The organism is Micromonospora sp. NPDC049201 (genome assembly GCF_055586805.1).
This window is the reverse complement of sequence record NZ_JBVJHM010000008.1, coordinates 176,197-201,951: the sequence shown is the minus strand read 5'-3', so window position 1 is coordinate 201,951 and position 25,755 is coordinate 176,197. Positions and strand designations below refer to the sequence as shown.

Genomic DNA, 25,755 nt, shown 5'->3' with positions numbered 1-25,755 from the left:
ATGCGTGGGGGCCGGCCGGATGGGGTAAAGACCGGCGTCAACGCCGAAGGAAGGAACGAGATGAGCCAGGCACCGGAGAGCGCGGAGCGCACCGAGACGGTCGAGACGCGCGGTGACGAGCGGGTGGACCTGCTTCGTGCGGACACCAACAATGACGGCAAGACCGACGTGTGGGTGGTGGACACCGACGGCGACGGCAAGGCCGACCTGTTCCAGTTCGACACCGACGGCGACGGCAAGGTGGACATCACCATGGTCGACATCGACGAGGACGGTACGCCGGACGAGGTGGTCGACGGCGACGGCGGCCTCCCCCCGCAGGAGACCACCCCCACCGTCCAGGTCTGAGATACAAGGAGGGGCCCCTTCTTATCGCGTAGGCGATAGCAGGGGCCCCTTCCTAACGGCGCAGCGCCAGCGTGGCGAGGTAGTACGGACGGTCGGTGTCGTCCACGTCGGTCAGTCGCCACGGGGAGCCGTGGACCAGCTCGGCGAACTCGTCGGGCGAACACACCAGGTAGTCGAACCATTCCGTGCCGAGCAGCCGGTAGCGCAGCCGCAGCCGGAGCTGCCCGCCGAGCCGGCCGCGCCGCCTGTTCGCCTCGTGGTAGCCGGTGTGCACCGGGTCGGTGGTGCCGTACGGGTCGGTGCCGTGCGCGATCACCCGCGCGCCGGGACGGGCCAGCGCGGCGAGCGCGGCCAGCAGCGCGGGGGCGCGCTCGCGCCCCTCGAACAGGCCGAGGTTGTTGCCGAGCAGCAGGAACGTGTCGTAGCGCCGGCCGTCCGCGACGTGCTCGTCGACGGTGCCGTGCACCAGCTCGCGGACGCCCCGGTGGCGGCTGACGCGCAACGCGCCGAGCGAGGTGTCCAGCCCGGTGACCGGCACGCCGCGCTCCTGGAGGTGCAGCGCGATCCGGCCGGCGCCGACGCCGACGTCGAGCACGTGCCCGTGCACCCGGTCGACCGCCCGGTGGTCGTGCGGCTGCCACTGCTGCGGCGGGTCCAGGTAGTGCCCGGCGGGCGCGCCGTTGACCAGCCCGTCGTCCCGTTCGATGATCTCGATGACCGGCCGTGGCAGCCGTCCACCGGCCATCGGCCGGGGGCCGACGCCGGTGGCCACCGCGTACGCGTCGCGGATCATCTCGCCGAACACGTCGCCGATCGTGGGCTCCCCGGTCATGGGTGCACGCTATCCGGGCTCGCTTCCGCCGTCGCAGCCGTATCCTGGGCGGCGTGACCGACCTGGACCGCCTGGCGGCGGAGAAGTACGTCCTGCTCACCACGTTCCGCAAGGACGGCCGGGCGGTGCCGACGCCGGTGTGGGCCGTGCGCGACGGCGACGCGTTGGCGGTGTGGACGGTGTCCGACTCCGGCAAGGTGAAACGGATCCGGCGGGACGGCCGGGTCACGGTGGCGCCGTGCGACGTGCGGGGCCGGCCGCACGGCGAGGCGGTGCCGGGGCACGCGACGATCGACGACCCGGAGAGCACGCGCCGGGTCCGTGGGCTGCTCAAGCGCAAGTACCGGCTGATCGGCCGGTTGAGCCTGCTGGGCAGCCGGTTGCGGCGGGGCGAGGGCGGCACGGTGGGGCTGCGGATCGTGCTGGACGCGCCGGCCTCCGGACACGATTGAGGGCGGCGGATCGTCGCTGTCGCGACGTCCCACCGCCCCTGATCGGAACGCCTGAGAGATCGTCCGGGTCGTCAGTCCCCCTGACGCTGCTGGGGGATCTGCCCCTGCAGCAGGGCCCGAACCTCCGACTCGCGGTAACGGCGGTGGCCGCCCAGGGTCCGGATGGCGCTGAGCTTGCCAGCCTTGGCCCACCGGGTCACCGTCTTCGGGTCGACACGGAACATCGACGCCACCTCGGCCGGTGTGAGTAGCGGCTCGGGTTCGTGCGTTCGCGATGCCATCGGGGTCACTCCTCCACATGTATAGACATCGGCCGGGGTCCCGCCGGCCGACGCGTCTCCCATGGTCCGGCTAGTCCCCGATGTCCGACATGGGCCGAACGGCTGAAGGTCCCTAGACGGACGGATGAACCATGCCCGATTTTTACGACTTTTACACCGCAGAAACCACCTTATTAGGACTCATGATCACGGTTCGTGATGCGTCAATTACGAGACACTCTCACAGTGCCCACCAGTGAAGGGGGCAAACCGGGTGTCAGTTGCAGCGTTCCAGGAGCTGCACCGCACGCCAGCGGGCGACCAGCTTGTCGTACGCCGCCGAGGCCTCCTCGGCCTCGCCCCGGGACAACCCGGCGAGGCCCGCCGCGACCAGCTCGGTCGAGTCGTCGGCCGCCAGCGTCTCATCCGGCAGCAACTGCACCAGACCGCCGTAGTCCAGCTCCACCACCGAACGCGGATGGAACTCCTCCAGCCAGCGGGCGGCCTCCTCGACCGCCTCGGTGATCGGCGCCTCGCCGACCGACTTGCGCAGCACGGACAGCGCCCGGGACGAGCGGCGGCGGGCCTTGGAGATCTCCGTGCGGTAGCGCAACGCGCGTCGTTCCGGCTCGGTGACCAGGTGCCGCTCACCGGCCTCGAACAGCACGAACCAGCGCAGCGGCACGCCCCACGTGGCGACCTGCTCGTGGACCCGGGGCACCCCGTGCTCCAGCACGCGTGCCCCGCTGCGCCAGTCCTCCACCACCGCCTTGGCCTGACCGGCCAGGACCGGCGGCACGAACGCGTCGGCGAGCACCGACGGCACCCCGTCGCGAGCGCTCAACGCCGCCTCGGCGACCCGGATCCGCAGGTTCCAGGGGCAGACCAGCAGCGCGTCGTCGGATTCCAGCACGTACGCCTCGTCGGGCAGGTCGGGCAGCCGGGTCCAGCCCGCGCCGAGCGCCTCGATCACCGAGGTGCGCTGCCGGCCCGGTCCGTCCAGCGGGGCGATCGCTCGGCCCTCGCTGACGTACCGGCGCCAGTACGACTGCCGGTCCCGGTCGAAAGCGGTCAGCGGCTCGTACACGCGCAGGTATGAAGCGAAGAGCGACGGCACGGCGCGATCCTCCCACGAGACGGGACCGTCCGTCGCCGCCGTCACACCGGCGGCGTGACGGGCGCGACAGTACGGTTCCGGCCGATATTAGGCTCAACGGCACCGGCACCATCCCGCCGGCGTGCCACCTCAGGTTCCGCGCCCCACAAGGGCGCACACCGACACAGGAGTCAGCCATGGGCGTATTCGCCAGCACCGACGACCCGTCATCCTCGGGTCACGAGCAGGTCGTGTTCTGCCAGGACAAGCAGTCCGGCCTGAAGGCGATCATCGGGATCTACTCCACCGCGCTGGGCCCCGCCCTCGGTGGGACCCGGTTCTACCCGTACGCCAGTGAGGCCGACGCCCTCGCCGACGTGCTCGACCTGTCGCGGGGCATGGCGTACAAGAGCGCTTTGGCGAACCTGGACCTGGGCGGCGGCAAGGCGGTCATCTGGGGCGACCCGGAGCAGCTCAAGAGCGAGGCGCTGCTGCGCGCGTACGGCCGCTTCGTGGAGTCGCTCAACGGCCGGTACTACACCGCGTGCGACGTCGGCACCGACGTCAGCGACATGGACATGATCGCCCGGGAGACCCGCTACGTCACCGGTCGCAGCGTGGCGCACGGCGGCGCGGGGGACTCCTCCGTCCTCACCGCCTGGGGCGTCTACCAGGGCATGCGGGCCGCCGCCGAGCACGTCTGGGGCAGCCCGACGCTGGCCGGCCGCCGGGTCGGCGTGGCCGGTCTGGGCAAGGTCGGCAAGTACCTGACCGCGCACCTGCTGTCCGACGGTGCGGAGGTCGTGGCGACCGACGTCAACCCGCGCGCCCGGGAGTGGGTGCGCACCACCCACCCGCAGGTCACCCTGGTAGACGACACCGCCGAGCTGGTCGCGTCCGACATCGACGTGTACGCCCCGTGCGCGCTGGGCGGCGCGCTGAACGACGAGACCGTGTCGGTGCTGCGGGCCAAGGTGGTCAGCGGCGCGGCGAACAACCAGCTCGCCCACCCGGGCATCGAGAAGGTGCTCGCCGACCGGGGCATCCTCTACACGCCGGACTACGTGGTCAACGCCGGCGGCGTGATCCAGGTCGCCGACGAGATCGAGGGCTTCAACTTCGAGCGGGCCAAGCTGCGTGCCACCCGGATCTTCGACACCACCCGGGAGATCCTGCGGCTCGCCGACGACGAGGGCGTTCCGCCGGCGGTGGCCGCCGACCGGCTCGCCGAGCGGCGGATGGCCGAGGTCGGCCGCCTGCGCACCATCCACCTGCGGTGAACCGGTGCCCGGGGGCGGGCGCCGGTCCACCCCCGGGCCGCACCCGGGCCCGAGTTGGGCGTTAAGCTGTTTTTGGTGTGTTTACGTAGCAGTTCGTCCGCTGTCACGGCCGGCCCCGGCTTTCACTCCTTACCGGGTACACTGTGTGACGGCCGGAACACTGCGACGCGCTGGGCCGGTCGACGGTGACCCGAGGTGCCGAACGGTGGCATCCCCATGTACCGTAAGAGCCACGAGAGATGCCTGACGTCATCGGGGCCCGCCTTCGGGCTGCCCCGCATTCTGTGCGAGGGGGTCGAGCCATGGGGCGCGGCCGTGCTAAGGCCAAGCAGACGAAGGTGGCCCGGGAGTTGAAGTACCACTCCCCGAACACCGACCTAACCGCCTTGCAGCGTGAACTGGCGGGTAGTGGTAAGTCTGAGCACAACTTCGACGACGACTACAAAGAGTATGTCGACGACGATGACGAGGACCATGCGGACGACGATCCGGACCCCTGGGCCCGTCCGACCCGCTGACCTCCGGTCACATCTGAGCACGCGGTAGCCCCCGCGTGCTCACGCATGTGCTCAGCCGGAGCCGACGGAGCACCGACGATCAGGGACCTGCCGCACCGGGACGCCTCCCCGGCTGCGCCGGCAGGTCCTTGATCGCGGACCCGGCACTCAGCGCGGGCGGTTGTTCCAGTTGTAGAACGTCGGAATGTTCTCGAAGTGGTTCCACGCGCACACCGCGGTGCCGCTCTCGCCCGGCGCCTCCGCCCGCAACAGGCGCGCCGCCTCCGCCTCGTGGAGCAGCGCGGTCAGCCCCGCGGCGGCGTCCCGCACCCGGCCGGCGACCGTTTCCCGGTCGGTGTCACTGGTGATCTCGGGCATGCTCCAACACTCCCTCCAGTAGGCGGATCTTGCTGTTGCGGCAGTGCTCGGTCTCCGTACCGTCGAACCGCCCCTGCTCGAAGTAGCGGTTGGCGGCGTGGCCACCGCCGCAGAAACCGAAGTACGGACAGGACGCCCGGCACGCCTCCACCCCGGTGAGGAACTCGCCGACCCACGGCGTCCGCCCGGCGCCGGCGAGGATCTCGCCCAGCGGGGTGACCAGCACGTTCCCGCTGCCGAAGTCGCCGTACCTCGGATCGGTGAAGCCGGCCAGCTCCGGCGAGAGCACCACCACCGAGCCGTCGTGGCCGACCGTCGGGATCGGGTCGAGCCGACGGGGCAGCAGATCGTCCGCGGCGCCGGCCAGCACCGCGCCGGCGTACCGCAGCGACCACTCCACCTCGCGCAGGTGGATCCGGGGATCCCGACGCCAGGCGGCGACCAGCTCGGCCCAGAACCCGGTGACCGAGGCGCCGTCCCGGGCGTTCGACCGGGTGTTGACCCCCTCGGTCTCCTCGATGTTCACGCCCAACACCTCGCAGCCCAGGTCGAGGAAGTAGGCGTACAGCTCGGCCGCCAGGCCCGGCTCCGGCCGGGAGACCACCGCCAGGGCCGAGAACGGCAGCCCGTGCCGGCGCAACGCCGCCACCCCGGACACGATCCGGTCGTACGCCGGCCGGCCGCCCCGGGTCACCCGCTCGGCGTTGCGCGCCCGCGGGCCGTCCACGCTCACGCTCACCCGCACCCGGTGCTCGGCGAAGAAGGCGCACCAGGCGTCGTCGATCAGCGTGGCGTTGGTCTGCACGTGGTGCTCGACCTCCGCCCCGAACGGGGCCAGCAGCGCGGCCAGGTGCTCCCGGCCGGCCGCGAGCGGCTCCCCGCCGTGCCAGACCACCGAGCACCGCCCCTGGGCCGCCCACCGGTTCACCGACGCCGCCACCGCCTCGGCCACCGCCACCGACATCCGCCGGTCCGCCGCGCGCAGCGGCAGGTAGCAGTAGGCGCAGTCGAGGTTGCACAACGTGGTCGGCTGCATCACCACGTACGAGGGGACGGCGGCGATGCCGCGCATCCCTCCCGGCGTGCGTGCAGCCATCGAACCTCCCCCGCGCGCCGGAAAACCGAACCTTCAGGCTAGGCGGAGGCGGCCACTCGGGTGAACCCCCGATCAGGTGCCCGGCTGATCGGCGCAGGGTGACCAGCGCGATCAGCCCCGGGTGTGCTGCCCGACCATCTGCACGTTGCCGGAGCCCTCGATGATCTCGCCGGCCTGCCACGCGTCGACACCGCGACCGGTCAGGGTGGCCAGCGCCCGGTCGGCGTCCTCGGCGGCGACGATGGCGAACATGCCGACGCCCATGTTGAACGTCGACTCCATCTCCGGGTCCTCGATCCGGCCCTTGGACTGGATCAGGTCGAAGATCGGCTGCGGCTTCCAGGTCGACCGGTTGACCACCGCGTCGACGTGCTCCGGCAGGACCCGGACCAGGTTGCCCGGGATGCCGCCGCCGGTCACGTGGGCCAGCGCCCGCACCTCGGCCTCGGCGATCAGCTTGAGGCAGTCCTGCGCGTAGATCTTGGTCGGGGTGAGCAGCTCCTCGCCCAGCGTGCGCTGGCGGCCGAAGTCGTCGAGCACCACGTCCAGCCGCATCCGGCCGGCGCCCAGCAGCACGTGCCGGACCAGCGAGTAGCCGTTGGAGTGCAGACCGGAGGAACGCATCGCGATCACCACGTCGCCCACCTCGACCCGCTCCGGGCGCAGGATCTCGCTCTCCTCCACCACGCCGACGCCGGTGGCCGAGATGTCGTACTCGTCCGGGCGCAGCACGCCGGGGTGCTCGGCGGTCTCGCCGCCCAGCAGCGCGCAGCCGGCGTACCGGCAGCCGTCGGCGATCCCGGCGCCGATCTCGGCGACCCGGTCCGGGACGACCTCGCCGGTGGCGATGTAGTCGAGCAGGAACAGCGGCTCGGCGCCGCAGGCGACCAGGTCGTCGACGACCATGGCGACCAGGTCGATGCCGACCGTGTCGTGGATGTCGAGCTGCTGGGCGATCACCAGCTTGGTGCCCACGCCATCGGTGGAGGAGGCCAGGATCGGGCTCTTGTACTTCTTCGTGTCCAGCCGGAACAGGCCGGCGAAGCCGCCCAGGTCACCCATGACCTCCGGGCGCCGGGTCTCCCGGACCTTGGACTTGAGCAGCTCGACCGCGCGGTCGCCCGCCTCGATCGACACCCCGGCGTCAGCGTACGAGACCGAGCGTTTGCGCTGCGTGCGGCCGGACCCCGCCGACCAGGGCTGGCGGTCGCCGCCGGCGCCCGTCGGGCTGGATCCTGCGCCGCTGCGCTCGGACACGTGCGTCACGGTTCTCCCCTTTGTGGTTCCGCGGGGCCGGAACGCCGGACCCGCGTCGGTGGTGCTACGGGTGATGGGTCGGTGTGGCGACGAGCGGGCCGGTGGGCTCGGCCGCCTCGGCGACGACCCGGCGGCCCACTCCCTCGAGCACGTGCTTGCCGATCAGGTTGCCGGCCGGCAGTTCGATCGGGTACTCCCCATCGAAGCACGCCCGGCAGAGTCGGGTCTTCGGCTGCTCGGTCGCCGCGATGAGACCGGGCAGTGAGACGTAGCCCAGCGTGTCGGCGCCGATCGACCGCCGGATGCCATCGTTGTCCAACCCGTTGGCCAGCAGCTCGGCCCGGGTGGCGAAGTCGATGCCGTAGAAGCAGGGCCAGCTGACCGGCGGCGACGAGATCCGCACGTGCACCTCCAGCGCGCCCGCCTCACGCAGCAGCCGGACGATGGCCCGCTGGGTGGTGCCCCGGACGATCGAGTCGTCCACCACCACCAGCCGCTTGCCGCGGACGTTCTGCCGCAGCGGGTTCAGCTTGAGCCGTACGCCGAGCGCGCGCAGCGTCTGCGAGGGCTGGATGAACGTGCGCCCGACGTACGTGTTCTTCATCAGGCCCTGGCCGTAGGTGATGCCGGACTCCTCGGCGTAGCCGATGGCCGCCGGGGTGCCGGACTCCGGCACCGGGATCACCAGATCCGCCTCGACCGGGTGCTCCTTGGCGAGCTGGCGGCCGATCTGCACCCGCGCCGCGTGCACGTTCCGGCCGGCGATGGTGGCGTCCGGCCGGGCGATGTAGACGTACTCGAAGAGGCAGCCCTTGGGCTCCGGTGCGGCGAACCGGCTGGAACGCAGCCCGTCCTCGTCGACGGCGATCAGCTCGCCCGGCTCCACCTCGCGGACCACGCTCGCGCCGACGATGTCCAGCGCGGCGGTCTCGCTCGCCACCACCCAGCCGCGCTCCAGCCGGCCGAGCACCAGCGGGCGCACGCCGTGCGGGTCACGCGCCGCGTAGAGCGTCGACTCGTCCATGAAGACGAAGCTGAACGCGCCGCGCAGCTGCGGCAGCACCTCCAGCGCGGCCGCCTCGACCGAGAGGTCGGGCCGGCTGGCCAGCAGCATGGTGACGAGCGACGTGTCGTTGCTCGACCCGTCGGAGTCCAGACCGCGGGCGGACACCTCGCGCTGCAACTCGGCGGTGTTGACCAGGTTGCCGTTGTGGGCCAGCGCGATCGTGGTGCCGGCGCTGGTGGCCCGGATCGTCGGCTGGGCGTTCTCCCAGGTCGAGCCGCCCGTGGTCGAGTAGCGCGCGTGCCCGATCGCGACGTGCCCGCGCAGGCTGGCCAGCGTCGGCTCGTCGAACACCTGGGCGACCAGGCCGAGATCCTTGTAGACCACCACGCCGGAGCCGTCGCTGACCGCGATGCCCGCGGCCTCCTGGCCGCGGTGCTGGAGGGCATAGAGCCCGAAATAGGTAAGGTTCGCGACTTCCTCGCCGGGCGCCCAGACACCGAAGACGCCGCACGCGTCCTGGGGGCCGGGTCGCTGGGGGTCAAGGTCGTGGCTCAGCCGGCCATCGCCTCGGGGCACCTGCCGCTCCCTCGTGCTGGGGGGTCTGGACTGGCCTGGCGGAGTCGGGGGGCAGCTCCGCACCGTGGGCCGGGACCGTCGTCGGCCACCAGTGTACGCGAACCCGCGTCGCCACCGACAGTCACCAAGTGTCCGCTCAGCGTGGCTCGGAACGCCGACGCCGGACGGTTAAATCGGGAGGTACGCGGAGAGGTCGGCGCGGTTGCCGGAGACCCGGACGCGACCCTCGGTGACCGCCTCCACCCAGCCGAGCCGGCCGGTGGCGATCGACAGCCAGGTGCCCGGGTCCATCTCCACCACGTTCGGCGGGGTGCCACGGGTGTGTCGCGGCCCGGCCACGCACTGCACCGCGCCGTAGGGTGGGACGCGCACCTCCACCGATCGGCCGGGAGCGCGCTCCGTGAGGGCGGTCAAGAGCATCCGGACCGCTTCCCGGAGCACCGGCCGTTCGGGCGTACGCCCCTCGTCCAGTGCCGCCAGAGCGGTGAGCACCGAGTCGGAATAAGCGTGCGGAGAGGACACGACGGGACGATACGACCCGGCAGAAGGCGGCCCGACGCCGGCCCTGGGTAGAGATGATCCGGTCAGACAAGGCATAGTTGCCGACGGCGTAATTCGTACCGTGAGTGATCAACCCGGCCGGACCGGCCGGCGGGAAGATCAGACCCGGAAGGCGGTGGACGTGTCCACACACCGACGTGCCTGGCAGCATCGGGCCGGTGTGGTCGTAGCGCTGATCTTCGGCGCCCTGCTCACCGTCCCCGCCACACCCGCCCTCGCGGCCGACGTCAGCGTCTCGCCGGGCTCGGTCACGCTCAACGCCGGCAGCGACACCACAGTGACCGTCCGGGTCACCCCAGGCGAGGGCGACCAGAACGCGCAGATCGGCATCACCGGCCTGCCCTCCGGCGTCAGTTGCGTCTCCGGCTGCGGCCAGGTCAACTTCGCGCCGGGCAACCCGATGCCCAGGACGCAGCTGCTCACCATCCGCGCGAACGACAACGCCGGGGACGCCAACGGCTCGGTGACCGTGCAGGTGCAGCCGGACAAGTCCGACGCGGCGACCGGCAACTTCAACCTCACCGTCAAGGGCAAGGCCGCGCCGCCGCCGCCGCAGCAGCCGCAGACCGTCAAGACGGTCTCCGGCAAGGTGGTCGACTCCAACGGTGAGCCGATCTCCGGCGCGCTCGTCATGCTGCGCGACAGCGCCGGCAAGGAACGCCGGACGAACACGAACGGCAGTGGCAACTTCAGTTTCGGCGGTTCCGCCGACAACCCGATCGCGCCGGGCCGCATCGACCTGGGCGCCTCCGCCGACGGCGCGACCCCGAGCGCCAAGTCGATCAACGCCGCCGCCGGCCAGTCCGTGACCGGCGTCCGGCTCAACGTGGCGCTCAAGGCGTCGGCCAGCCCGAGCGCGACGCCGTCGGCCAGCGAGTCCGCTCCGCCGTCCGAGGAGGTCACCGAGGACGAGGCCACCGACGGCCCGGCCACCGAGGCCCCGGCCGCCCAGCAGCCGACCGGGGCCAGCGAGGACTCCGGCGGCTTCGGCAACTGGCTGCTGATCCTGCTCGGCGGGCTCTTCGTCGCCGTCGGCGTGGGCACCATCGTGCTGCTCTACATGCGCCGCAAGAACGACGAGGGCGACGGCGACGGTCCCGACGGGCCGGTCGGTCCGGGCGGCCCCGGCGGCGGCGCGGCGGGCGCGGTCCCCGCGGCCCACGGCGCCTACCGGGGTGTGGACGACCAGACCCGGGTGGTCAACGGCATGGGCGCCGGGCCCGCGCCGACCATGGTCGGGGGTGCCGCGATGAGCGAGGCGCCGACCATGCTCCAGCGCCCGGTGGTGGACGACGTCCCGCCGGACCCGTACGGCGCGCCCCCCGGGCCCGCGTACGGCGTCGGGGCGGGACAGGCCGGCTACGGCTACGGCGACGACGCGCCCGGTCAGGGCGGCTACGGCTACGGCAACGCGCCCTCCTCGGGTGCCGGCAACGGCTACGGCAACGCGCCCTCCTCGGGCGGCGGCTACGGCAACGGCCCGTCCTCCGGCGCCGGCTACGGCAGCCCCGACTACGCGGCCGGTGCTGCCGGGGCGGCCGGCGCGGCCGGCTACGCCGCGGCCCAGGGCGGCGGCGGGTACGCCAACGAGCGTTTCGACGAGCCCACCGGCCGCTACACCGGCGACAGCACCCAGTACGCGCCGGCGGCCGACCCGTATCCGACCAGCACCTACCAGCCGGAGCAGGGTCGGGGCTACGACCAGCCCGGCCCGGGCCAGTACGGCCGGGGTGCGGAGCAGGCCGACGGCTACGGCGCCGGGGCTGGCTACGGGGCCGCGTCGGGCGGCGGCTACGACGGCAATCCCGCCGGTGGCTACGCCGGCGGCCGGCAGCAGGGCGGCTACGGCGACGCCCCCGGCTACGGCGACAGCCGGCCGGGTGGCGGTTACGGCGACGCGCCCACCGGTGGCTACGGCGGTGCGCCGGCGGGGGGTGGCTACGACAACGCCCCCGCCGGTGGCTACGGCGACGCCCCGGGCTCGGGCTACGGCGACAGCCGGCCGGGTGGCGGCTACGGCGACGCGCCCACCGGCGGCTACACCGGCGGCCGGCAGCCGGGCGGCTACGACGACGCCCCGACCGGCGGCTACGGCAGCCACCAGGGTGGCGGCTACGACGGCCGGCAGCCGGGCGGCTACGACGGCGGCACGGCCGGCGCGGCCTACGGCAACGCCCCCGGTGTTTACGACGGCGGTCACCAGCAGGGCGGCTACGACCAGCAGGGCGGATACGACCAGCGCGGCGGGTACGGCCAGCAGGGCGGCTACGGTCAGGAGCCGCCGCAGCAGCGCGGTCCCGGCTACGACAACCAGGCCGGCTACCCCGACGACCCGGCGCAGTCCGGTCGGGGCCGTGCGGACGGTACGCCGGAACGGGGCGGGCGACGCCTCGACTGGCTGGACGACTGACCCACGTTCTTCGTGCCACCCGTGGCCGTCCGGCACCCGCCGGGCGGCCACGCTCGTCAGGTCACCAGAGCACCGGTCCATCGGCCCACGATCTTGGTACGGCACGGCCCCTCCGGGGGCGGTCTCGTACCAAGATCTTCAGTCGCCGAAGGCGAGGAAACCGTCAGGCGGGGGCGAAGTAGCCCTGGCGGAGCACCGGCACGACGTCGGAGACACCGATCTCGGCGGCGACCTCGACATCCTCGGCGAACCCGCCTTCGGTCAGCTCCCGGCCGGAGACGCAACCCCGCACCGCCGCCGGCACGTCGGGCGTGCTGGCGAGTGCCGCCAGCGCCATGGCCGCCTCCACCGAGAGGCCACCCGGCACGCCGGCCAGGGCGTCCAGCACGCAGGCGGCCCCGAGTTGGTCCTCCACGCTGGGGCGCAGCGACCCGTCCGGCCAGCGCTCACCGGCGGCCACCACGCCCACGGCGGCGTCGTTCGTGCCGTACCCCTGGTGGCGGAGCCATCGCCCGACGGCGCGTGCGTTACGCAGGCACGCCGCCACCACCGGCATCCCGGTGGCGCTCGCCGCGGCGCTGATCGCCGAGCCGTTGGGCGACGGCAGCACCAGGTCGGCGACCACGGGTGCGGACCGCAGCGCCGCCGGGGAGAGCGACCACGGATGCTCCGGAGTCGTCTGCCGGCGGCCCACCGCGGCGACGGCACCGACCCGGCGGGCGTACTCGGCCGCCTGCTCGCCCCACGGGAACGGGTGCACCCGTGAGCCCCGGCTCACCGCCACCTCCACGGCGGTGGTGAACGACAGGACGTCCACCACCACCAGGACGGCGCAGACCCGGCCGAGTTCCGCCGCTCCGGTCAGGCCCCAGTCGAATCGGGCGCCGGCGCCGGGCTGCGTGAAGACGCCCACGTTCGTGACCTCAGCGCTGGTCCGGCTCACCGGCAGCCGGGCGGGCATCGCCCGGGGTGGAGTCGGACGGCGGCCCGGTGACCTCCGCCGGGGACGCCTCGGCCCGTCCCGTGGCCGGCCCGGCCGGTTCGTCGTCGACGCGCGCCGGAGCGGACCCGCCGGACTGCGCCTCGGCCCGCGCCGGAAGCGACCCGGAGGACCCGGTGTCGCCCCGCGACGGGTCGGCGGCGTCGGTGCCGGCTGCCGTGCCGGTCGGCGTGTCCCCGGCTTCGGGCGTGCCGGCTCCAGCTTCGGGCGTGCCGGCTCCGGCCTCGGGCGAGACCTCCCGGGCCGGGGCGGAGCCAGTGCCCGCTTCCGCCCGCGTCGGGCCGTCCGACGGTGCCGGCGCTTCCGCGTCCGGGGCCGTCCGGGCGATGGGCTCCGCGTCGACCCGGGCGGGATCCACCCCCACCGGCTGCTCGGCGGTCGCCGGCAGCACGGTGGCGGTGCCGGTACGGGTCGCCGCCACCTCCACCCGCGGCGCCTCGGCGGCGCCGAACAGGCGCGGCAGCGTCGCGCCGTGCGCCTCACGCAGCTCGTCCAGGCCGATCCGGAACTGGCCGCGCACCTCCAGCGCGCCACCGGCCGGGTCGGTCACGCCGATGTACTCCCACGGCACCCCACGCTCGGCGCAGAGGGCGGTGAACGCCTTCTCGTGCCCGCGCGGCACCGACACCAGCACCCGGCCGGCGGACTCGCTGAACAGGAACACGAACGGCATCGAGCCGTCGGCGAAGTGCTCCGGCAGGGTGACCCGGGCACCGACGCCGCGACGCAGGCTGGACTCGACCAGGCTCTGCGCCAGGCCGCCGTCGGAGAGGTCGTGCGCCGAGCTGACGTGCCCCACCCGGGCCGCCTCGGCCAGCAGCTCGCCGAGCTGCCGCTCGCGGGCCAGGTCCACCTGCGGCGGAATGCCGCCCAGGTGCTCGTGGGTCACCCAGGCCCACTCCGAGCCGGACAGCTCGACGTGCGTCTCGCCCAGCAGGAAGAGCTGGTCGTGGTCGCCGGCCGGCCGCGGCACGAAGCCCATCGGCACCCGCGCGGCGACGTCGTCGAGGATGCCCAGCACGCCGACCACCGGGGTCGGGTGGATGGCCGCCGCGCCGGTCTGGTTGTAGAAGCTGACGTTGCCGCCGGTCACCGGGATGCCCAGCTCCAGGCAGCCGTCCGCCAGGCCGCGTACGGCCTCGGCGAACTGCCACATCACGCCCGGGTCCTCCGGCGAGCCGAAGTTGAGACAGTTGGTCACCGCGATCGGCTTCGCGCCGGTCACCGCCACGTTCCGGTACGCCTCGGCCAGCGCCAGCTTCGTCCCGTGGTACGGGTCGAGGCGCGCGTACCGGCCGTTGCCGTCGACGGAGAGCGCGACGCCGAGGCCGCTGCGCTCGTCGATCCGGATCACGCCGGAGTCCTCCGGCTGGGCGAGCACGGTGTTGCCGAGCACGTACCTGTCGTACTGCTCGGTCACCCAGGTCTTGTCGGCCAGGTTGGGCGACGCGATCATGCGCAGCACGGTCTCCCGGAGCGCGTCCGGGGTGCTCGGGCGGGGCAGCGTCTCGGCCCGGTCGGCCTGGAGCAGGATCAGGTCGGCCGGCTCCCGCATCGGGCGGGCGTAGACCGGCCCGTCGTCGACGAGCGAGCCCGGCGGCACGTCCACCACGAGCTGGTCGCGCCAGGTGATGACGAGCCGGCCCGGGCGGCCGTCCGGCGACGGCGCGGTGACCTCGCCGATGGCGGTGGCCCAGACGCCCCACTTCTCGGCGGTCTTGAGCACCGCCTCCAGCTTCTCCGGCGTGACGACCAGCAGCATCCGCTCCTGGGACTCGCTGGCCAGGATCTCGTGCGGCTCCATCGAGGGCTCGCGCAGCGGCACCCGCTCCAGCCACACCCGCATGCCGGTGCCGGCGGAGGCGGCGGTCTCGGTCAGCGCGCAGGTCAGGCCGGCGCCGCCGAGGTCCTGGATGCCGACGACCAGTTCGGCGTCGTACAGCTCCAGGCACGCCTCGATGAGCAGCTTCTCCATGAACGGGTCGCCCACCTGCACGGACGGGCGGCGCTGCTCGCTGCCCTCGTCGAAGGTGGCGCTGGCCAGCACGGACACGCCGCCGATGCCGTCGCGGCCGGTCCGGGCGCCCATCAGCACCACGACGTTGCCGGGGCCGGTGGCGTCCTTCTTCTGGAGCCGGTCGACCGGCAGCACGCCCAGGCAGAGCGCGTTGACCAGGGGGTTTCCCTGGTAGCAGGGGTCGAAGACCACCTCGCCGCCGATGTTGGGCAGGCCGAGGCAGTTGCCGTAGCCGCCGACGCCGGCCACCACGCCGGGCAGCACGCGGGCGGTGTCCGGGTGGTCGGCCGCGCCGAAGCGCAGCGGGTCCATCACGGCCACCGGGCGGGCGCCCATGGCGAGGATGTCGCGGACGATGCCGCCGACGCCGGTCGCCGCGCCCTGGTACGGCTCGACGAAACTCGGGTGGTTGTGCGACTCGACCTTGAAGGTCACCGCCAGCTCGTCGGAGACCCGGACCACGCCGGCGTTCTCCCCGATGCCGGCAAGCAGCCGGTCGCTCGGCGGCGCCTTCTCCCCGAACTGACGCAGGTGCACCTTGCTCGACTTGTAGGAGCAGTGCTCGCTCCACATGATCGAGTACATGGCCAGCTCGGCCTGGGTCGGCCGGCGGCCGAGGATCTGCCGGATCCGGTCGTACTCGTCATCGCGCAGGCCGAGTTCGGCGTACGGCTGAAGCTCCTCCGGCGTGCCGGCGGCCTGCGGCACGGTGTCCACGCCCGGCGCCCAGTCGTCGGTCGGGCCGGCCTGCGGCGACACGCCCTGCGGCGCCCGCAGGCCCGGATCCGGATGGGTGGTCATGACGTCTCCTTGCTGCGCTCGCCGTCGGGACGGCGGGTGAGCCGACCGATGGTCACGCCGGGGCTCCCACCAGGTGCTTGAGCACCGAGGTGAAGAAGCCGAGGCCGTCCAGGGAGGGGCCGGTGAGCGCCTCCACCGCGTGCTCGGGGTGCGGCATGATGCCGACGACGTTGCCGGCCTCGTTGGTGATCGCGGCGATGTCGCGCTGTGATCCGTTGGGGTTGCCACCGACGTACCGGGCCACGACGCGGCCCTCGGCCTCCAGCCGGTCCAGCGTGGCGGCGTCGGCGACGTAGCAGCCTTCGCCGTTCTTGACCGGGACGAGCACCTCCTGGCCCGGCTGGAACGTGTTGGTCCAGGCGGTGCCGGTGGCCTCGATCCGGAGGACCTGGTCCCGGTTGCGGAAGTGCAGGTGCTGGTTGCGGGTGAGCGCCCCGGGCAACAGATGCGCCTCGCAGAGGATCTGGAAGCCGTTGCAGATGCCCAGCACCGGCAGGCCGCCACGGGCGGCGTCCACGATCGTCTCCATCACCGGCGCGAACCGGGCGATGGCGCCACAGCGCAGGTAGTCGCCGTAGGAGAAGCCACCGGGCAGGACGACGGCGTCCACGCCGTGCAGGTCCGGGTCGCCGTGCCAGAGCCGGACCGGCTCGGCGCCGGCGATCCGGACGGCCCGGGCCGCGTCCCCGTCGTCGAGCGAGCCGGGGAAGGTCACCACACCGACCCGGGCGGTCACGAGTGCGCGCCCGCGGTCTCGTCGGCCTCGACCACGCGGACCGTGAAGTCCTCGATGACCGGGTTGGCGAGCAGCTTGTCGGCGATCTCGCGGGCCCGGTCCAGGTCCGTTTCGCCGGTGAACTCGATCTCGATCCGCCTGCCGATCCGGACCGAGGCGACGTCACCGACGCCGAGCCGGGGCAGTGCGTTTGCGACGGCCTGGCCCTGCGGATCGAGGATCTCGGGCTTGAGCATGACGTCGACGACGACGCGAGGCACTGGGCACTCCTGACTGTGTACGCAGTTGGGTGCCGGCCCACAAACGGCCGAGCGCAGCCAGCCTACCTGGCAGATACCGCCCGACCCGCACCGGCCGGGGCCAGTTCGAACAGTGGACGGCGGGACCCGGGAGACCGTTGCGCGTTCGTTGCGGCGTCGATACGTATTCGTTGCGCGGCGCACCCGACCAGAGGCCGGGGCAACGGCTCTCACCAGGGGTTTCACGTCCCACCACCGGGCGGACGGGGCTGACTTCCGACAGCGGGCCGCCAAGCCGCCGACACACCCCAAGGCATCGGCCCAACTCGATTCATGTCTTGTGACGGGACTCGGCCCGGCCGTAGCATGCATCGTCAGATGTCGATGCTAGTGATCGACGTCTCCCGCCGGCCCACCCCGCCCGGCGGGTACCGATCCGCGCCCGGGGATCCCGGGTGTCGCGCAGAAGGAGCCCCGACATGCGCCTCCGTCCCCTGCTCGCGGTGCTGACCACCGCGCTCGCCGGCGTGCTGGCCACCGCGTCCGGCGCCGGTGCCGCACCGGCCGGTCCGCAGCCGATCATCGGCGGCAACACCGTCTCGTCCGCGCCGTGGGCCGCGGCCGTCTTCAGCAACGGCTCGTTCACCTGCTCGGGCAGCGTGATCGCGTCCCAGTGGGTGCTCACCGCCCGGCACTGCGTCAGCGGCACCATGTCGGTACGGGTCGGCAGCGTCTACTACGCCTCGGGCGGCGTCACCCGCAGCGTGAGTGCCTCCTACACCCGCTACGACCTGGCCCTGCTCCGGCTCTCCAGCACGGTCAGCACCTCCGCGGTGTCGCTGGCCAGCAGCAACCCGCCGGTCGGCTCCACCAACTCGATCTACGGCTGGGGCATGACCTGCTACAGCGGCTGCGGCGCGTCGCCCCAGCTCAAGACCGCCAACGTCCAGGTGACCAGCACCAACGTCACCGACGCGTACGGCGGCCAGGCGATCCGGAGCACCCGGATCAACGGCAACGCGTGGCGCGGCGACTCGGGCGGCCCGCAGTTCTACAACGGCCGGCAGGTGGGCGTGGCCTCCACCGCCGACGGCTCCAGCATCCAGAACTACGGCAGCGTCGCGTACAACCGGTCCTGGATCACCTCGGTGGCCGGTGTCTGACGGTTGGCGTCGAAGCGGCGCGGATGGCCGGGACCCGCCCGGCCGTCCGCGCCGCGCTGTTTTGCAGCATCCGATCGGGTGCCCACGGCACCCGAACGCCTCCGCCGGTGGCTGACAGCATCGAAACCGTGCTGGTCGTGACGACGGATCAACTGCCCGGCTACGAGATCCGCCAGATCCTCGGCGAAGTGGTCTCCTCGATGGCGAGGACCCGCAACCCGTACCGCGAGGGGGTCAAGAACCTGCGCGGAGGCGCCTACGACCCGATGGCCCCGGACAACCTCACCCGGTGGCGGACCGACTCGGTGGCCCGACTGGGTGAGGAGGCCCAGCGGCTCGGCGCGAACGCGGTGATCGGGATGCGTTTCGACAGCCGCGACTGCGGCGAGATGTGGATGGAGATCTGCGCCTACGGCACCGCCGTGATCGTCGCGCCGAAGATGCCCGACGTCATGCCGCCCGACCAGCCGATGATCGCCGCCGAGACGGCCCACGACCCGGAGATCGCCAGCGCCCCCGGCGGCATCGCCGAACCGGCCAGCGCCCCCAACCTCTCGACGGCCGCCGAAACCCCCACCGGCCCCTGACCCCGCGTCTCGGCGTCGTGCGTCTCGCCGCCGTCTTGTCGCTGCTGATTCACGGAAAGTGCGGCCATCGAACGCGAAACAGCCACTCTTTCCGTGAATCAGCGGGCACCAGCGAAGGTCGGTCAGAGGATGGGGGGTGGGGAGTAGGCGGCAGCGTCGGGGTGGGACTGGACGATCTTGGTGATGCGGGCGACCAGGTGGGCCACCTGGGTCTCGGCGGCGCCGGTGAAGGTGTTGCGGTCGGTGACCAGGGCGTCGATGTCCGCACGGGTCAGGTTCAGGCGACCGTCGGCGGCCAGGCGGTCGAACAGATCGTTCCCCGCCGCGCCCTGCTCCCGCATGGCCAGCGCCACGGCCACCGCGTGCTCCTTGATCACCTCGTGGGCGACCTCCCGACCGACGCCCCGACGCACGGCGGCGACCAGGATCTTCGTGGTGGCCAGGAACGGCAGGAAGCGCTCCAGCTCCCGGTTGATCACCGCCGGGTACGGGCCGAACTCGTCGAGCACGGTCAGGAACGTCTGGAACAGGCCGTCGGCGGCGAAGAACGCGTCCGGCAGCGCCACCCGCCGCACCACGGAACAGGAGACGTCCCCCTCGTTCCACTGGTCACCGGCCAGCTCGCCGACCATCGACAGGTAACCCCGGATGATCACCGCGAAGCCGTTCACCCGCTCCGAGGAACGGGTGTTCATCTTGTGCGGCATCGCGCTGGAGCCCACCTGCCCCGGCTTGAAGCCCTCGGTGACCAGCTCCTGCCCGACCATCAGCCGGATCGTGGTGGCCAGCGACGACGGTGCGGCGGCCACCTGCGCCAGCGCGGAGAGCACGTCGAAGTCCAGCGAACGCGGGTAGACCTGCCCGACGCTGTCCAGCACCCGGGCGAACCCCAGGTGCCCGGCCACCCGGCGCTCCAGCTCCGCCACCTTGTCCGCGTCGCCGTCGAAGAGGTCGAGCTGGTCGGCGGCCGTGCCCACCGGCCCCTTGATCCCGCGCAGCGGGTAGCGGTCGATCAGGTCCGTCAACCGCTCGTACGCGATCAGCAGCTCCTCCGCGGCGGACGCGAAGCGCTTGCCCAGCGTGGTGGCCTGCGCGGCGACGTTGTGCGACCGGCCGGTCAGCACCAGGCCGGAGTATTCACCCGCGTGCCAGGCCAGCCGCGTCAGCGTGGCGACCACCCGGTCCCGGATCAGCTCCAGCGACGCCCGGATCTGGAGCTGCTCGACGTTCTCGGTGAGGTCCCGGGAGGTCATCCCCTTGTGCACGTGCTCGTGCCCGGCGAGCGCGCTGAACTCCTCGATCCGGGCCTTCACGTCGTGCCGGGTGACCCGCTCGCGAGCGGCGATCGAGGCCAGGTCGACGTCGTCGACCACCCGCTCGTACGCCTCGACCACCCCGTCCGGCACCGGCACGCCGAGGTCCCGCTGGGCCCGGAGCACCGCCAACCAGAGCCGGCGCTCCATCCGCACCTTCTCCTCCGGCGACCAGAGGGCGACCAGCTCGGGCGAGGCGTAACGGTTGGCGAGCACGTTCGGGATCGTCGTCACGTACCGCATTCTTTCGTACGCCCCGGAAGGCCGGCCACCAGGCCGGTCCCGGCGGCCGTTCCGGCGGGATGTCGACGATGCGACAGTGACGCTCCGGCGTGAATTCCACGGATATGCTGTCCGCCCTCCGTCAATGATCCTCGATCCGGGAAGGCGTCCCCGATGTCCCAACCCGTAACCGATGTCGACACTCTGCCCTTTCTGGTGTCCGTGGACGTGTCGGACGACCCGGACACCATGGGGTTGTTCCGCAAGGGCGAACGCGAGGTGGCGGTCCGGCACATCCCGATCGCCGTGCTCCGGGAGAGCGTCCGGCACACGGTGGCCGCGCTGCGCACGGTCTTCGACGAGGTGGCCGAGGAGACCGGGCGGCTCCGGCTCGCCGAGGCGCAGTTCAGCTTCGAGGTGTCGGCCAAGGGCGGTCTCAACCTCGTCGGCACCACCGAGATCGGCTCCAAGGGCACGGTCACGCTGACGTTCCGGGAGTAGCCGTCGTGGCCGCCTTCCGCGCTCTCCTGCTCGGCGTCGCCGAGTACGACGACCCGCAGATCGTGCCGCTGCCCTTCGTCCCGAACGACATCGGTGCGCTCAGCGTGGCCCTGGAGGAGACCGGATACCGCGTCCGAACGCTCGACGGTGGCCGGCTCAGCCGGCCGAAGATCTGCGCCGAGGTGGGCCAGTTCCTCGGCGACGCCCGCCCGAACGACAGCCTGCTCGTCTATCTCAGCGGGCACGGCGCCCACACCGAGGGCGTCGACTACCTGGTGCCGTCCGAGGCCGACCTGCGGATCCCGCTGCGGGAGTCGATGGTTCCGCTCACCTACTGGGCCGGTGCGCTGGAGCGCAGCCGCGCCGGGCAGGTGCTCTTCGTGGTGGACGCCTGCCGGGAGGGGTTCGACCAGCAGTCCATGGCGGTGGAGCTACAGCGGTGGAGCACCGGGCGAATCGACCACGTGGCGCAGCAGCGGATCGCCTTCCTGTTCGCCTGCGGGCCCGGGGAGAAGGCCCAGTTCGTTCCCGGTACCGCCGACTCCTTCAGCGTCTTCTCCCGGGCGTGGCAGCAGATCCTGGTCAACGGTCAGACCGGCCACACCCTTGACGACCTCGTCGCCGCGCTCAACGAGCAGATGCGGGAGCTGGCGGCGGCCCACGGCCGGCGGGTCCAGACCGCCCACGTCGAGCCGGCCGGCGTGGAGATCACCCCCTTCCCGATCTCGTCGCGCCGGTCGACGCGGCGTTCGTTCGACTGGGTGGCCCAGGCGCAGTCCCACCGGGCCTGGGACCTGGTCACCCCGTCGCTGGTCAACGAGGAGCTTCGCGCCTCCACCGTCAGCCTGGTCGAGCACGTGGTACGCCTGCGCCGGGACGCCGCCCGGGAGTTGACGCGTGATCCGTGGCACGAGCCGGACCTCGCCACGCGCATCAGTCGTCGGGTCGAGTTCCTGACGAGCCTTCTCGCGTTTCCCGGCGCGAACCCCGACGGCGAGCTGCACCTGTCCGCGGCCGAGGCCGCGCTGCTGGTCGCCGGCCCGTACCTGTACGACACGTGGTGGGCGCTGCGCGCCGCCCGAGCCGCCCACGTCGATCCGGCCACCTGGCCCGCGCCCGAGCAGCCCGATCCCGACAGCGACTCCTACCGGCGCTTCGCACAGAGCTTTCCGCGGCTGTCGCGCCGCCTGAACAGCCAGGCGCAGCACCCGGACGTCGCCGGGCAGATCGGCTGGTGGCTACTGCACCGCTGGATCGCCCGGCAGTCCCTGACCCACTCGTCGGACGACGACGTCGCCGAGTTGATTCCGCTCGGCGTCGCGTCACTGCACCTGTCCGCGCGGGTCTTCGAGAAACCCCGGGTGATCGAGCTGATCCGGAGCCTGCGCGGCGGTCCGGGCTTCCTCACCCGTACCGACCGGCCCGGCCGGCTCCGGAGCCGCCGCACGGTCGGCGCGGGGACCGCCGACGAGCAGCCGGTACGGGAGCGCCTGGTCGCCTACCTCCTGGCCGCGGGACGCGCCATGGCCATCGAGGCCCCCGCGCTGCCCGAGGTGGTCGTCGAGCACATGGGGATCAGCGACCCGGTGTCACCTGACGAACTGCACGCCTCCATCGACGCGGTGGAGTGGGAATCCCGCGGGCCGGTGCGGGTGCTGCGCACCACCTGCGCCCACCCGGCCATCGAGATCGCCCTGCGGGCCCACGTCGAGTTCTTCGACACGCTCCTGGTCGAGATCCAGGACGCCGCCGCCGAGGACACCCACCTCCACCCGCTCTCGGCCCTGCCGGCACACGCCTCCGCGGACCAGGTCCGCCCGAGCGAGGGGCCGGACGGACGGGCCTACCAGTCCGCCGGGGTGCGGTTCCACCTCGCCGAGGACCGCATCCAGGAGCTGCTCATGGGTGAGCAGCTCTACGGTGATCCGCTGCTGGCCATCAGGGAGCTCTACCAGAACGCGCTCGACGCGTGCCGCTACCGAGCCGCCCGGAACGAGTACCTCAGGCGTACCGACAGGGCCGTGCCGCCGTGGGAGGGCCGGATCGACTTCGTCCAGGGCCGGGACGAGCAGGGCCGCGCCTACCTGGAGTGCACGGACAACGGCGTGGGGATGGGGGTCCGGGAGCTGACCGACGTGTTCTCACAAGCCGGCACCCGCTTCGTCGAGACGTCCGAGTTCGTGGAGGAACAGTCGCGGTGGGCACGCCTGGCACCGCCGATCGAGTTCTTCCCGAACAGCCGCTTCGGGGTCGGCGTGCTGAGCTACTTCATGCTCGCCGACGAGATCACGGTGGAGACCTGCCGATTCGGTCAGGAGGGGCGTCCCGGCAGCCGCCTCTGGGTGTCCATCGCCGGGCCGGGCAACCTGTTCCGGATCCGGGAGACCGGGCTGGGACAGGACGCCGGGACGAAGGTCCGGCTCTATCTGCGGAAGGACACCGAGGAACTCTCCAGCTTGGACTTCCTCCGTCGGCTCCTCTGGGTGGCGGAGTTCCGGACCACCGTGACGTACGACGGCGAGACGGCCGTGTGGGAACCTCGCCGGCTGTCAACGATCGCTCCGTTGGGGACCGACCCGGTGGACGGGAGAGAGGAGACCGGCCGGGCGCGTAGGGCTCCGACAGTGGTCAGCTCGGAGCCTCATCCGGTGTGGTGGTGCAACCGTTCCGGCGCCGTCCTGGTGGACGGCATCTGGGTCGAGGCGTCGGCCATCACCGCCGTGGTCAACCTGCATGGCACGCGCGCGCCACGGCTGTCGGTCAACCGGACAAGGCTGTTGGACGACGAGTCGCGGCAGGTGACCGAACTCCTTGAGATGGCAGCCGAAGCCGCCGGTGCCGCCGACAGTCCACTGTTCCACCACGACTGGCTCTCGGAACTCACCTCGCGCGTACCGCTGGTGGCGGATGCGGTGTTCGAGTTGGCGCTCCGGGCGGGTCGGACGTCCTGGCCCGGAAGCCCGCTGGTGGACGAGCTCCACACCGTCGGCTGTTATCCGCCCGACGCGGGGATGCCGGTGTTTCACCTCGGCTCCCCCGCAGCAGCCCGCCCCGCAGGGGAGCGGCCAAGTGTAGATCTCACCGAGCTGACCCAGCCGGACGGAACCTGGCGCCTGGTCGCATGGATCGCCGCCGGCCTTTACGGACCCGAGCTGACGGTGGCCCACGGAGGGATCGTCCGGGCGAGACCGAGTGACTCCCTGCTCACCCGGACCGACGCCAACAGGCGCTCAGTCGATCCGTCCGAGCCACTCCCGATCGGTCACCTCATCGCGATAGCCACCAATCCCGGCCCGTCCCTTTCGGCGGTTGTCGAGCGACTCGTCGAACTGGGTTTTCCGGCGCCCCGGCACGAGCTGCCCGATCTGTCGAGTCCGATCGACCGGCTGCTGCTGAGCAAGGACCTCGACGGGCACGAGCCGTGGTTGGACCAGGCCGACGAGGTGGCGGTCCCGCACGTCATGGCGGCGGCGGCGGAGGCGGGCGTCGCCGCCGACGTGGCCGCCGATCGGCTCCGCCGGCTCGGCTTCACCGTACGAGACATTCCGACCGGTGACCTGGACGCGATCGACTACATCGTCGCGAGCCCCCGGTTGGACGGCCAGCGGCCGTGGCTCCCGCCTGACCAGGCCGTCTCCGGTGGGCACGTCGTCGCCGCCGCGTTCGTGGCCGGCATCCCGGCGGAGGAGGTCGTCGGCCGGCTACGTCGGCTCGGGTACCTCGCCGTGGTGCCGCCACCCGGTGGTCTGCCTTCCGAGGTGGAGATGAAACTGGTCTGGACCGACGACGATCTGCCGAGCGCCGCACCCCGCGTACCGTCGGTCAAGCGCTCGACCAACCGCCCCGGCCCCCGGGGTCGCCGGTACGTTGCGTCCGGCTTCGACGGGGTGCTGGACGCGTCAGAGTCCCTCCCTCCGCACGTGGTGGCCGAAGCGGCCGCCCGCAGCGAGCTGAGCCCGCGCCAGGCCGCCGAACGGCTACAGCAGCTCGGTTACCGGCTCGTCAGACAGCATTTTCCCGACTTCGCGGCCGAGAACGATCTCATGTTCCTCAGTCAGGATCTCGACGGGCAGCAACCGTGGTTGGACCCGGACGCCATCGTCCTACCCGCCCATCTCGTCACCGCGGCGACTCGGATCGAGGTGACTCCCGCCGAGGTGGCGTCACGGCTCGCGGAGTACGGCTTCACCATTCCGGCGGTGGTGCTCCCGACCGCCGCCACCTTCACGGACGTCGGCCTGCTCAGCCGCGACCTGGACGGAGACACGCCCTGGCTGGACGGGACGAGGACCGTTCCTCCGGGCCACGTCCTGCTCGGCGCGAGACGCACTGGGCTCACCCACGCCCAGGTGCACGAACGGCTCCAGGAACTCGGCCTCACCACCCGGCCGGACCTGCCGCCCGACGACGTCACGTCGGCGGACCTGATCATTGTCAGTGTGCAACTGGACAGTGAGCCGCCCTGGCTCGACGCGGATCAGGAGGTACCGGTCGGCCACCTCGTCGCCGCGGCGCACCGCACCGGCCTCAGCCCGGCCGGGGTCGCGGAACGGCTCCGGGCTCTCGGCCACGCGACATCCCAGCACGCGCTGCCGGAGTACGTCTCGGCTGACGACCCGGTGCTCGTCAGCCGGTCCCTCGACGGTCAGGCCCCCTGGACGGACCCGGCCGAGCCGCTCGCCCTCGGGCGCCTCGTGCTCGGCTCCGACATCACCGGGCTCAGTCCGGCGCGGGTGTCGCAGCGGCTCGAAGAACTCGGTTTCCAGGGCTTCGACGAGTGGCACGTCGGGCCCTCGATCGGTCTGCCCGAGGGTGCCACCGTCCGGCTCGTCCCGCCGGTGGTCAGCGCGGAGACGGACGGCCGGTGAGCGCGCGCCAGAGCCCGTCGCCCGCCTCCTCCTCGGTGTCGAAGCGCTGCCGGACGTCGTACGTCCCGCGCTCGTAGGCGCCGATCTCCCAGCCGCCGGCGCGGGCCCGGCGCAGGAACCAGAAGTCGGGCGGGACCGGCACGTGTTCGTGCACGCCCTCCAGCGCGAACGCGTCCGGGGACAGCCCGGCCGCCAGCAGCGCGGCGCGTACCTGGTGCCGGTCCACGCCCGACCTCCCGTCTCGTGTCAGGGCCGTGGC

22 protein-coding genes and 1 pseudogene are annotated in these 25,755 nt (G+C 72.4%); 9 read left to right on the top strand and 14 right to left on the bottom strand.

The window, feature by feature from the left end; genetic code table 11:
- Positions 1 to 60: 60 nt before the first annotated feature.
- Positions 61 to 348, top strand: a complete 288-nt coding sequence (locus ACZ6O5_RS19150; protein WP_465978760.1) for a hypothetical protein — start codon at positions 61 to 63, stop codon at positions 346 to 348.
- A gap of 52 nt (positions 349 to 400) precedes the next feature.
- On the opposite strand, the gene ACZ6O5_RS19145 is transcribed toward ACZ6O5_RS19150, so the two are convergent.
- Positions 401 to 1,180 (bottom strand): class I SAM-dependent methyltransferase, encoded by a 780-nt coding sequence (locus ACZ6O5_RS19145; RefSeq protein ID WP_405091923.1) that lies wholly within the window; start codon positions 1,178 to 1,180, stop codon positions 401 to 403.
- 53 nt (positions 1,181 to 1,233) lie between these two features.
- On the opposite strand from ACZ6O5_RS19145, the gene ACZ6O5_RS19140 reads away from it, so the two are divergent.
- Positions 1,234 to 1,632: a PPOX class F420-dependent oxidoreductase gene (locus ACZ6O5_RS19140; RefSeq protein ID WP_465978758.1), complete on the top strand. Its 399-nt coding sequence runs from the start codon at positions 1,234 to 1,236 to the stop codon at positions 1,630 to 1,632.
- A 71-nt stretch (positions 1,633 to 1,703) separates the two neighbouring features.
- Here ACZ6O5_RS19140 and ACZ6O5_RS19135 read toward each other — a convergent pair whose 3' ends face one another.
- Both ACZ6O5_RS19135 and ACZ6O5_RS19130 read right to left on the bottom strand, forming a co-directional pair.
- Positions 1,704 to 1,913 (bottom strand): BldC family transcriptional regulator, encoded by a 210-nt coding sequence (locus tag ACZ6O5_RS19135; RefSeq protein ID WP_007073996.1) that lies wholly within the window; start codon positions 1,911 to 1,913, stop codon positions 1,704 to 1,706.
- Between the two features lie 256 nt (positions 1,914 to 2,169).
- Entirely contained in the window at positions 2,170 to 3,009 is an 840-nt protein-coding gene (locus tag ACZ6O5_RS19130) for a DUF8083 family protein (RefSeq protein WP_107157982.1), read from the bottom strand.
- A 176-nt stretch (positions 3,010 to 3,185) separates the two neighbouring features.
- On the opposite strand from ACZ6O5_RS19130, the gene ACZ6O5_RS19125 reads away from it, so the two are divergent.
- Both ACZ6O5_RS19125 and ACZ6O5_RS19120 read left to right on the top strand, forming a co-directional pair.
- Positions 3,186 to 4,268, top strand: coding sequence for a Glu/Leu/Phe/Val family dehydrogenase (locus ACZ6O5_RS19125; RefSeq protein ID WP_281933548.1), 1,083 nt, complete (start codon positions 3,186 to 3,188; stop codon positions 4,266 to 4,268).
- A gap of 302 nt (positions 4,269 to 4,570) precedes the next feature.
- The gene (locus ACZ6O5_RS19120; protein ID WP_107157984.1) at positions 4,571 to 4,786 is read left to right on the top strand and encodes a DUF3073 domain-containing protein; all 216 of its coding nucleotides are present in this window, start codon (positions 4,571 to 4,573) and stop codon (positions 4,784 to 4,786) included.
- A gap of 147 nt (positions 4,787 to 4,933) precedes the next feature.
- On the opposite strand, the gene amcA is transcribed toward ACZ6O5_RS19120, so the two are convergent.
- The 5 genes from amcA to ACZ6O5_RS19095 all read right to left on the bottom strand — a co-directional run bounded on the left by amcA (position 4,934) and on the right by ACZ6O5_RS19095 (position 9,570).
- On the bottom strand, positions 4,934 to 5,143 hold the full coding sequence (gene amcA / locus ACZ6O5_RS19115; protein ID WP_465978755.1) for a multiple cyclophane-containing RiPP AmcA: 210 nt from the start codon (positions 5,141 to 5,143) through the stop codon (positions 4,934 to 4,936).
- Positions 5,124 to 6,215 (bottom strand): cyclophane-forming radical SAM peptide maturase AmcB, encoded by a 1,092-nt coding sequence (gene amcB / locus ACZ6O5_RS19110; RefSeq protein ID WP_465979074.1) that lies wholly within the window; start codon positions 6,213 to 6,215, stop codon positions 5,124 to 5,126. Before amcB ends, amcA begins: the two co-directional genes overlap by 20 nt.
- 135 nt (positions 6,216 to 6,350) lie before the next feature.
- The gene (gene purM, locus ACZ6O5_RS19105; protein ID WP_465978753.1) at positions 6,351 to 7,505 is read right to left on the bottom strand and encodes a phosphoribosylformylglycinamidine cyclo-ligase; all 1,155 of its coding nucleotides are present in this window, start codon (positions 7,503 to 7,505) and stop codon (positions 6,351 to 6,353) included.
- A 55-nt stretch (positions 7,506 to 7,560) separates the two neighbouring features.
- Positions 7,561 to 9,078, bottom strand: a complete 1,518-nt coding sequence (gene purF / locus ACZ6O5_RS19100) for an amidophosphoribosyltransferase (RefSeq protein WP_107157988.1) — start codon at positions 9,076 to 9,078, stop codon at positions 7,561 to 7,563.
- 168 nt (positions 9,079 to 9,246) lie between these two features.
- Positions 9,247 to 9,570 (bottom strand): sterol carrier family protein, encoded by a 324-nt coding sequence (locus ACZ6O5_RS19095; RefSeq protein WP_425785999.1) that lies wholly within the window; start codon positions 9,568 to 9,570, stop codon positions 9,247 to 9,249.
- A gap of 190 nt (positions 9,571 to 9,760) precedes the next feature.
- Here ACZ6O5_RS19095 and ACZ6O5_RS19090 point away from each other — a divergent pair, with 190 nt between their 5' ends.
- A complete protein-coding gene (locus tag ACZ6O5_RS19090) occupies positions 9,761 to 12,049 on the top strand; it encodes a carboxypeptidase-like regulatory domain-containing protein (protein ID WP_465978751.1) in 2,289 nt (762 codons plus the stop codon).
- Between the two features lie 163 nt (positions 12,050 to 12,212).
- Here ACZ6O5_RS19090 and ACZ6O5_RS19085 read toward each other — a convergent pair whose 3' ends face one another.
- The 4 genes and pseudogenes from ACZ6O5_RS19085 to purS form a co-directional block, all read right to left on the bottom strand.
- Positions 12,213 to 13,010 (bottom strand): 2-phosphosulfolactate phosphatase, encoded by a 798-nt coding sequence (locus tag ACZ6O5_RS19085; protein WP_465978749.1) that lies wholly within the window; start codon positions 13,008 to 13,010, stop codon positions 12,213 to 12,215.
- Between the two features lie 475 nt (positions 13,011 to 13,485).
- A pseudogene (purL, locus tag ACZ6O5_RS19080) lies at positions 13,486 to 15,867 on the bottom strand (phosphoribosylformylglycinamidine synthase subunit PurL); the annotation flags it as partial.
- A 52-nt stretch (positions 15,868 to 15,919) separates the two neighbouring features.
- A complete protein-coding gene (purQ, locus tag ACZ6O5_RS19075) occupies positions 15,920 to 16,603 on the bottom strand; it encodes a phosphoribosylformylglycinamidine synthase subunit PurQ (protein ID WP_405091918.1) in 684 nt (227 codons plus the stop codon).
- The gene (gene purS / locus ACZ6O5_RS19070; RefSeq protein ID WP_465978747.1) at positions 16,600 to 16,863 is read right to left on the bottom strand and encodes a phosphoribosylformylglycinamidine synthase subunit PurS; all 264 of its coding nucleotides are present in this window, start codon (positions 16,861 to 16,863) and stop codon (positions 16,600 to 16,602) included. Before purS ends, purQ begins: the two co-directional genes overlap by 4 nt.
- Before the next feature lie 458 nt (positions 16,864 to 17,321).
- Here purS and ACZ6O5_RS19065 point away from each other — a divergent pair, with 458 nt between their 5' ends.
- Both ACZ6O5_RS19065 and ACZ6O5_RS19060 read left to right on the top strand, forming a co-directional pair.
- Complete coding sequence (locus ACZ6O5_RS19065) at positions 17,322 to 18,005, top strand: S1 family peptidase (protein WP_396772256.1); 684 nt, start codon at positions 17,322 to 17,324, stop codon at positions 18,003 to 18,005.
- Positions 18,006 to 18,028: 23 nt separating this feature from the next.
- Positions 18,029 to 18,592, top strand: coding sequence for a YbjQ family protein (locus ACZ6O5_RS19060; protein ID WP_465978744.1), 564 nt, complete (start codon positions 18,029 to 18,031; stop codon positions 18,590 to 18,592).
- 122 nt (positions 18,593 to 18,714) lie between these two features.
- Here ACZ6O5_RS19060 and purB read toward each other — a convergent pair whose 3' ends face one another.
- Complete coding sequence (gene purB, locus ACZ6O5_RS19055) at positions 18,715 to 20,139, bottom strand: adenylosuccinate lyase (protein ID WP_465978742.1); 1,425 nt, start codon at positions 20,137 to 20,139, stop codon at positions 18,715 to 18,717.
- 162 nt (positions 20,140 to 20,301) lie between these two features.
- Here purB and ACZ6O5_RS19050 point away from each other — a divergent pair, with 162 nt between their 5' ends.
- Entirely contained in the window at positions 20,302 to 20,628 is a 327-nt protein-coding gene (locus ACZ6O5_RS19050; RefSeq protein ID WP_465978740.1) for a Pepco domain-containing protein, read from the top strand.
- A 5-nt stretch (positions 20,629 to 20,633) separates the two neighbouring features.
- Positions 20,634 to 25,496: a wHTH domain-containing protein gene (locus tag ACZ6O5_RS19045; RefSeq protein WP_465978739.1), complete on the top strand. Its 4,863-nt coding sequence runs from the start codon at positions 20,634 to 20,636 to the stop codon at positions 25,494 to 25,496.
- Here the strand turns inward: ACZ6O5_RS19045 and ACZ6O5_RS19040 are convergent.
- A complete protein-coding gene (locus ACZ6O5_RS19040; protein WP_396772260.1) occupies positions 25,471 to 25,722 on the bottom strand; it encodes a hypothetical protein in 252 nt (83 codons plus the stop codon). The two genes, ACZ6O5_RS19045 and ACZ6O5_RS19040, sit on opposite strands and share 26 nt — an antisense overlap.
- Between the last annotated feature and the right edge of the window lie 33 nt (positions 25,723 to 25,755).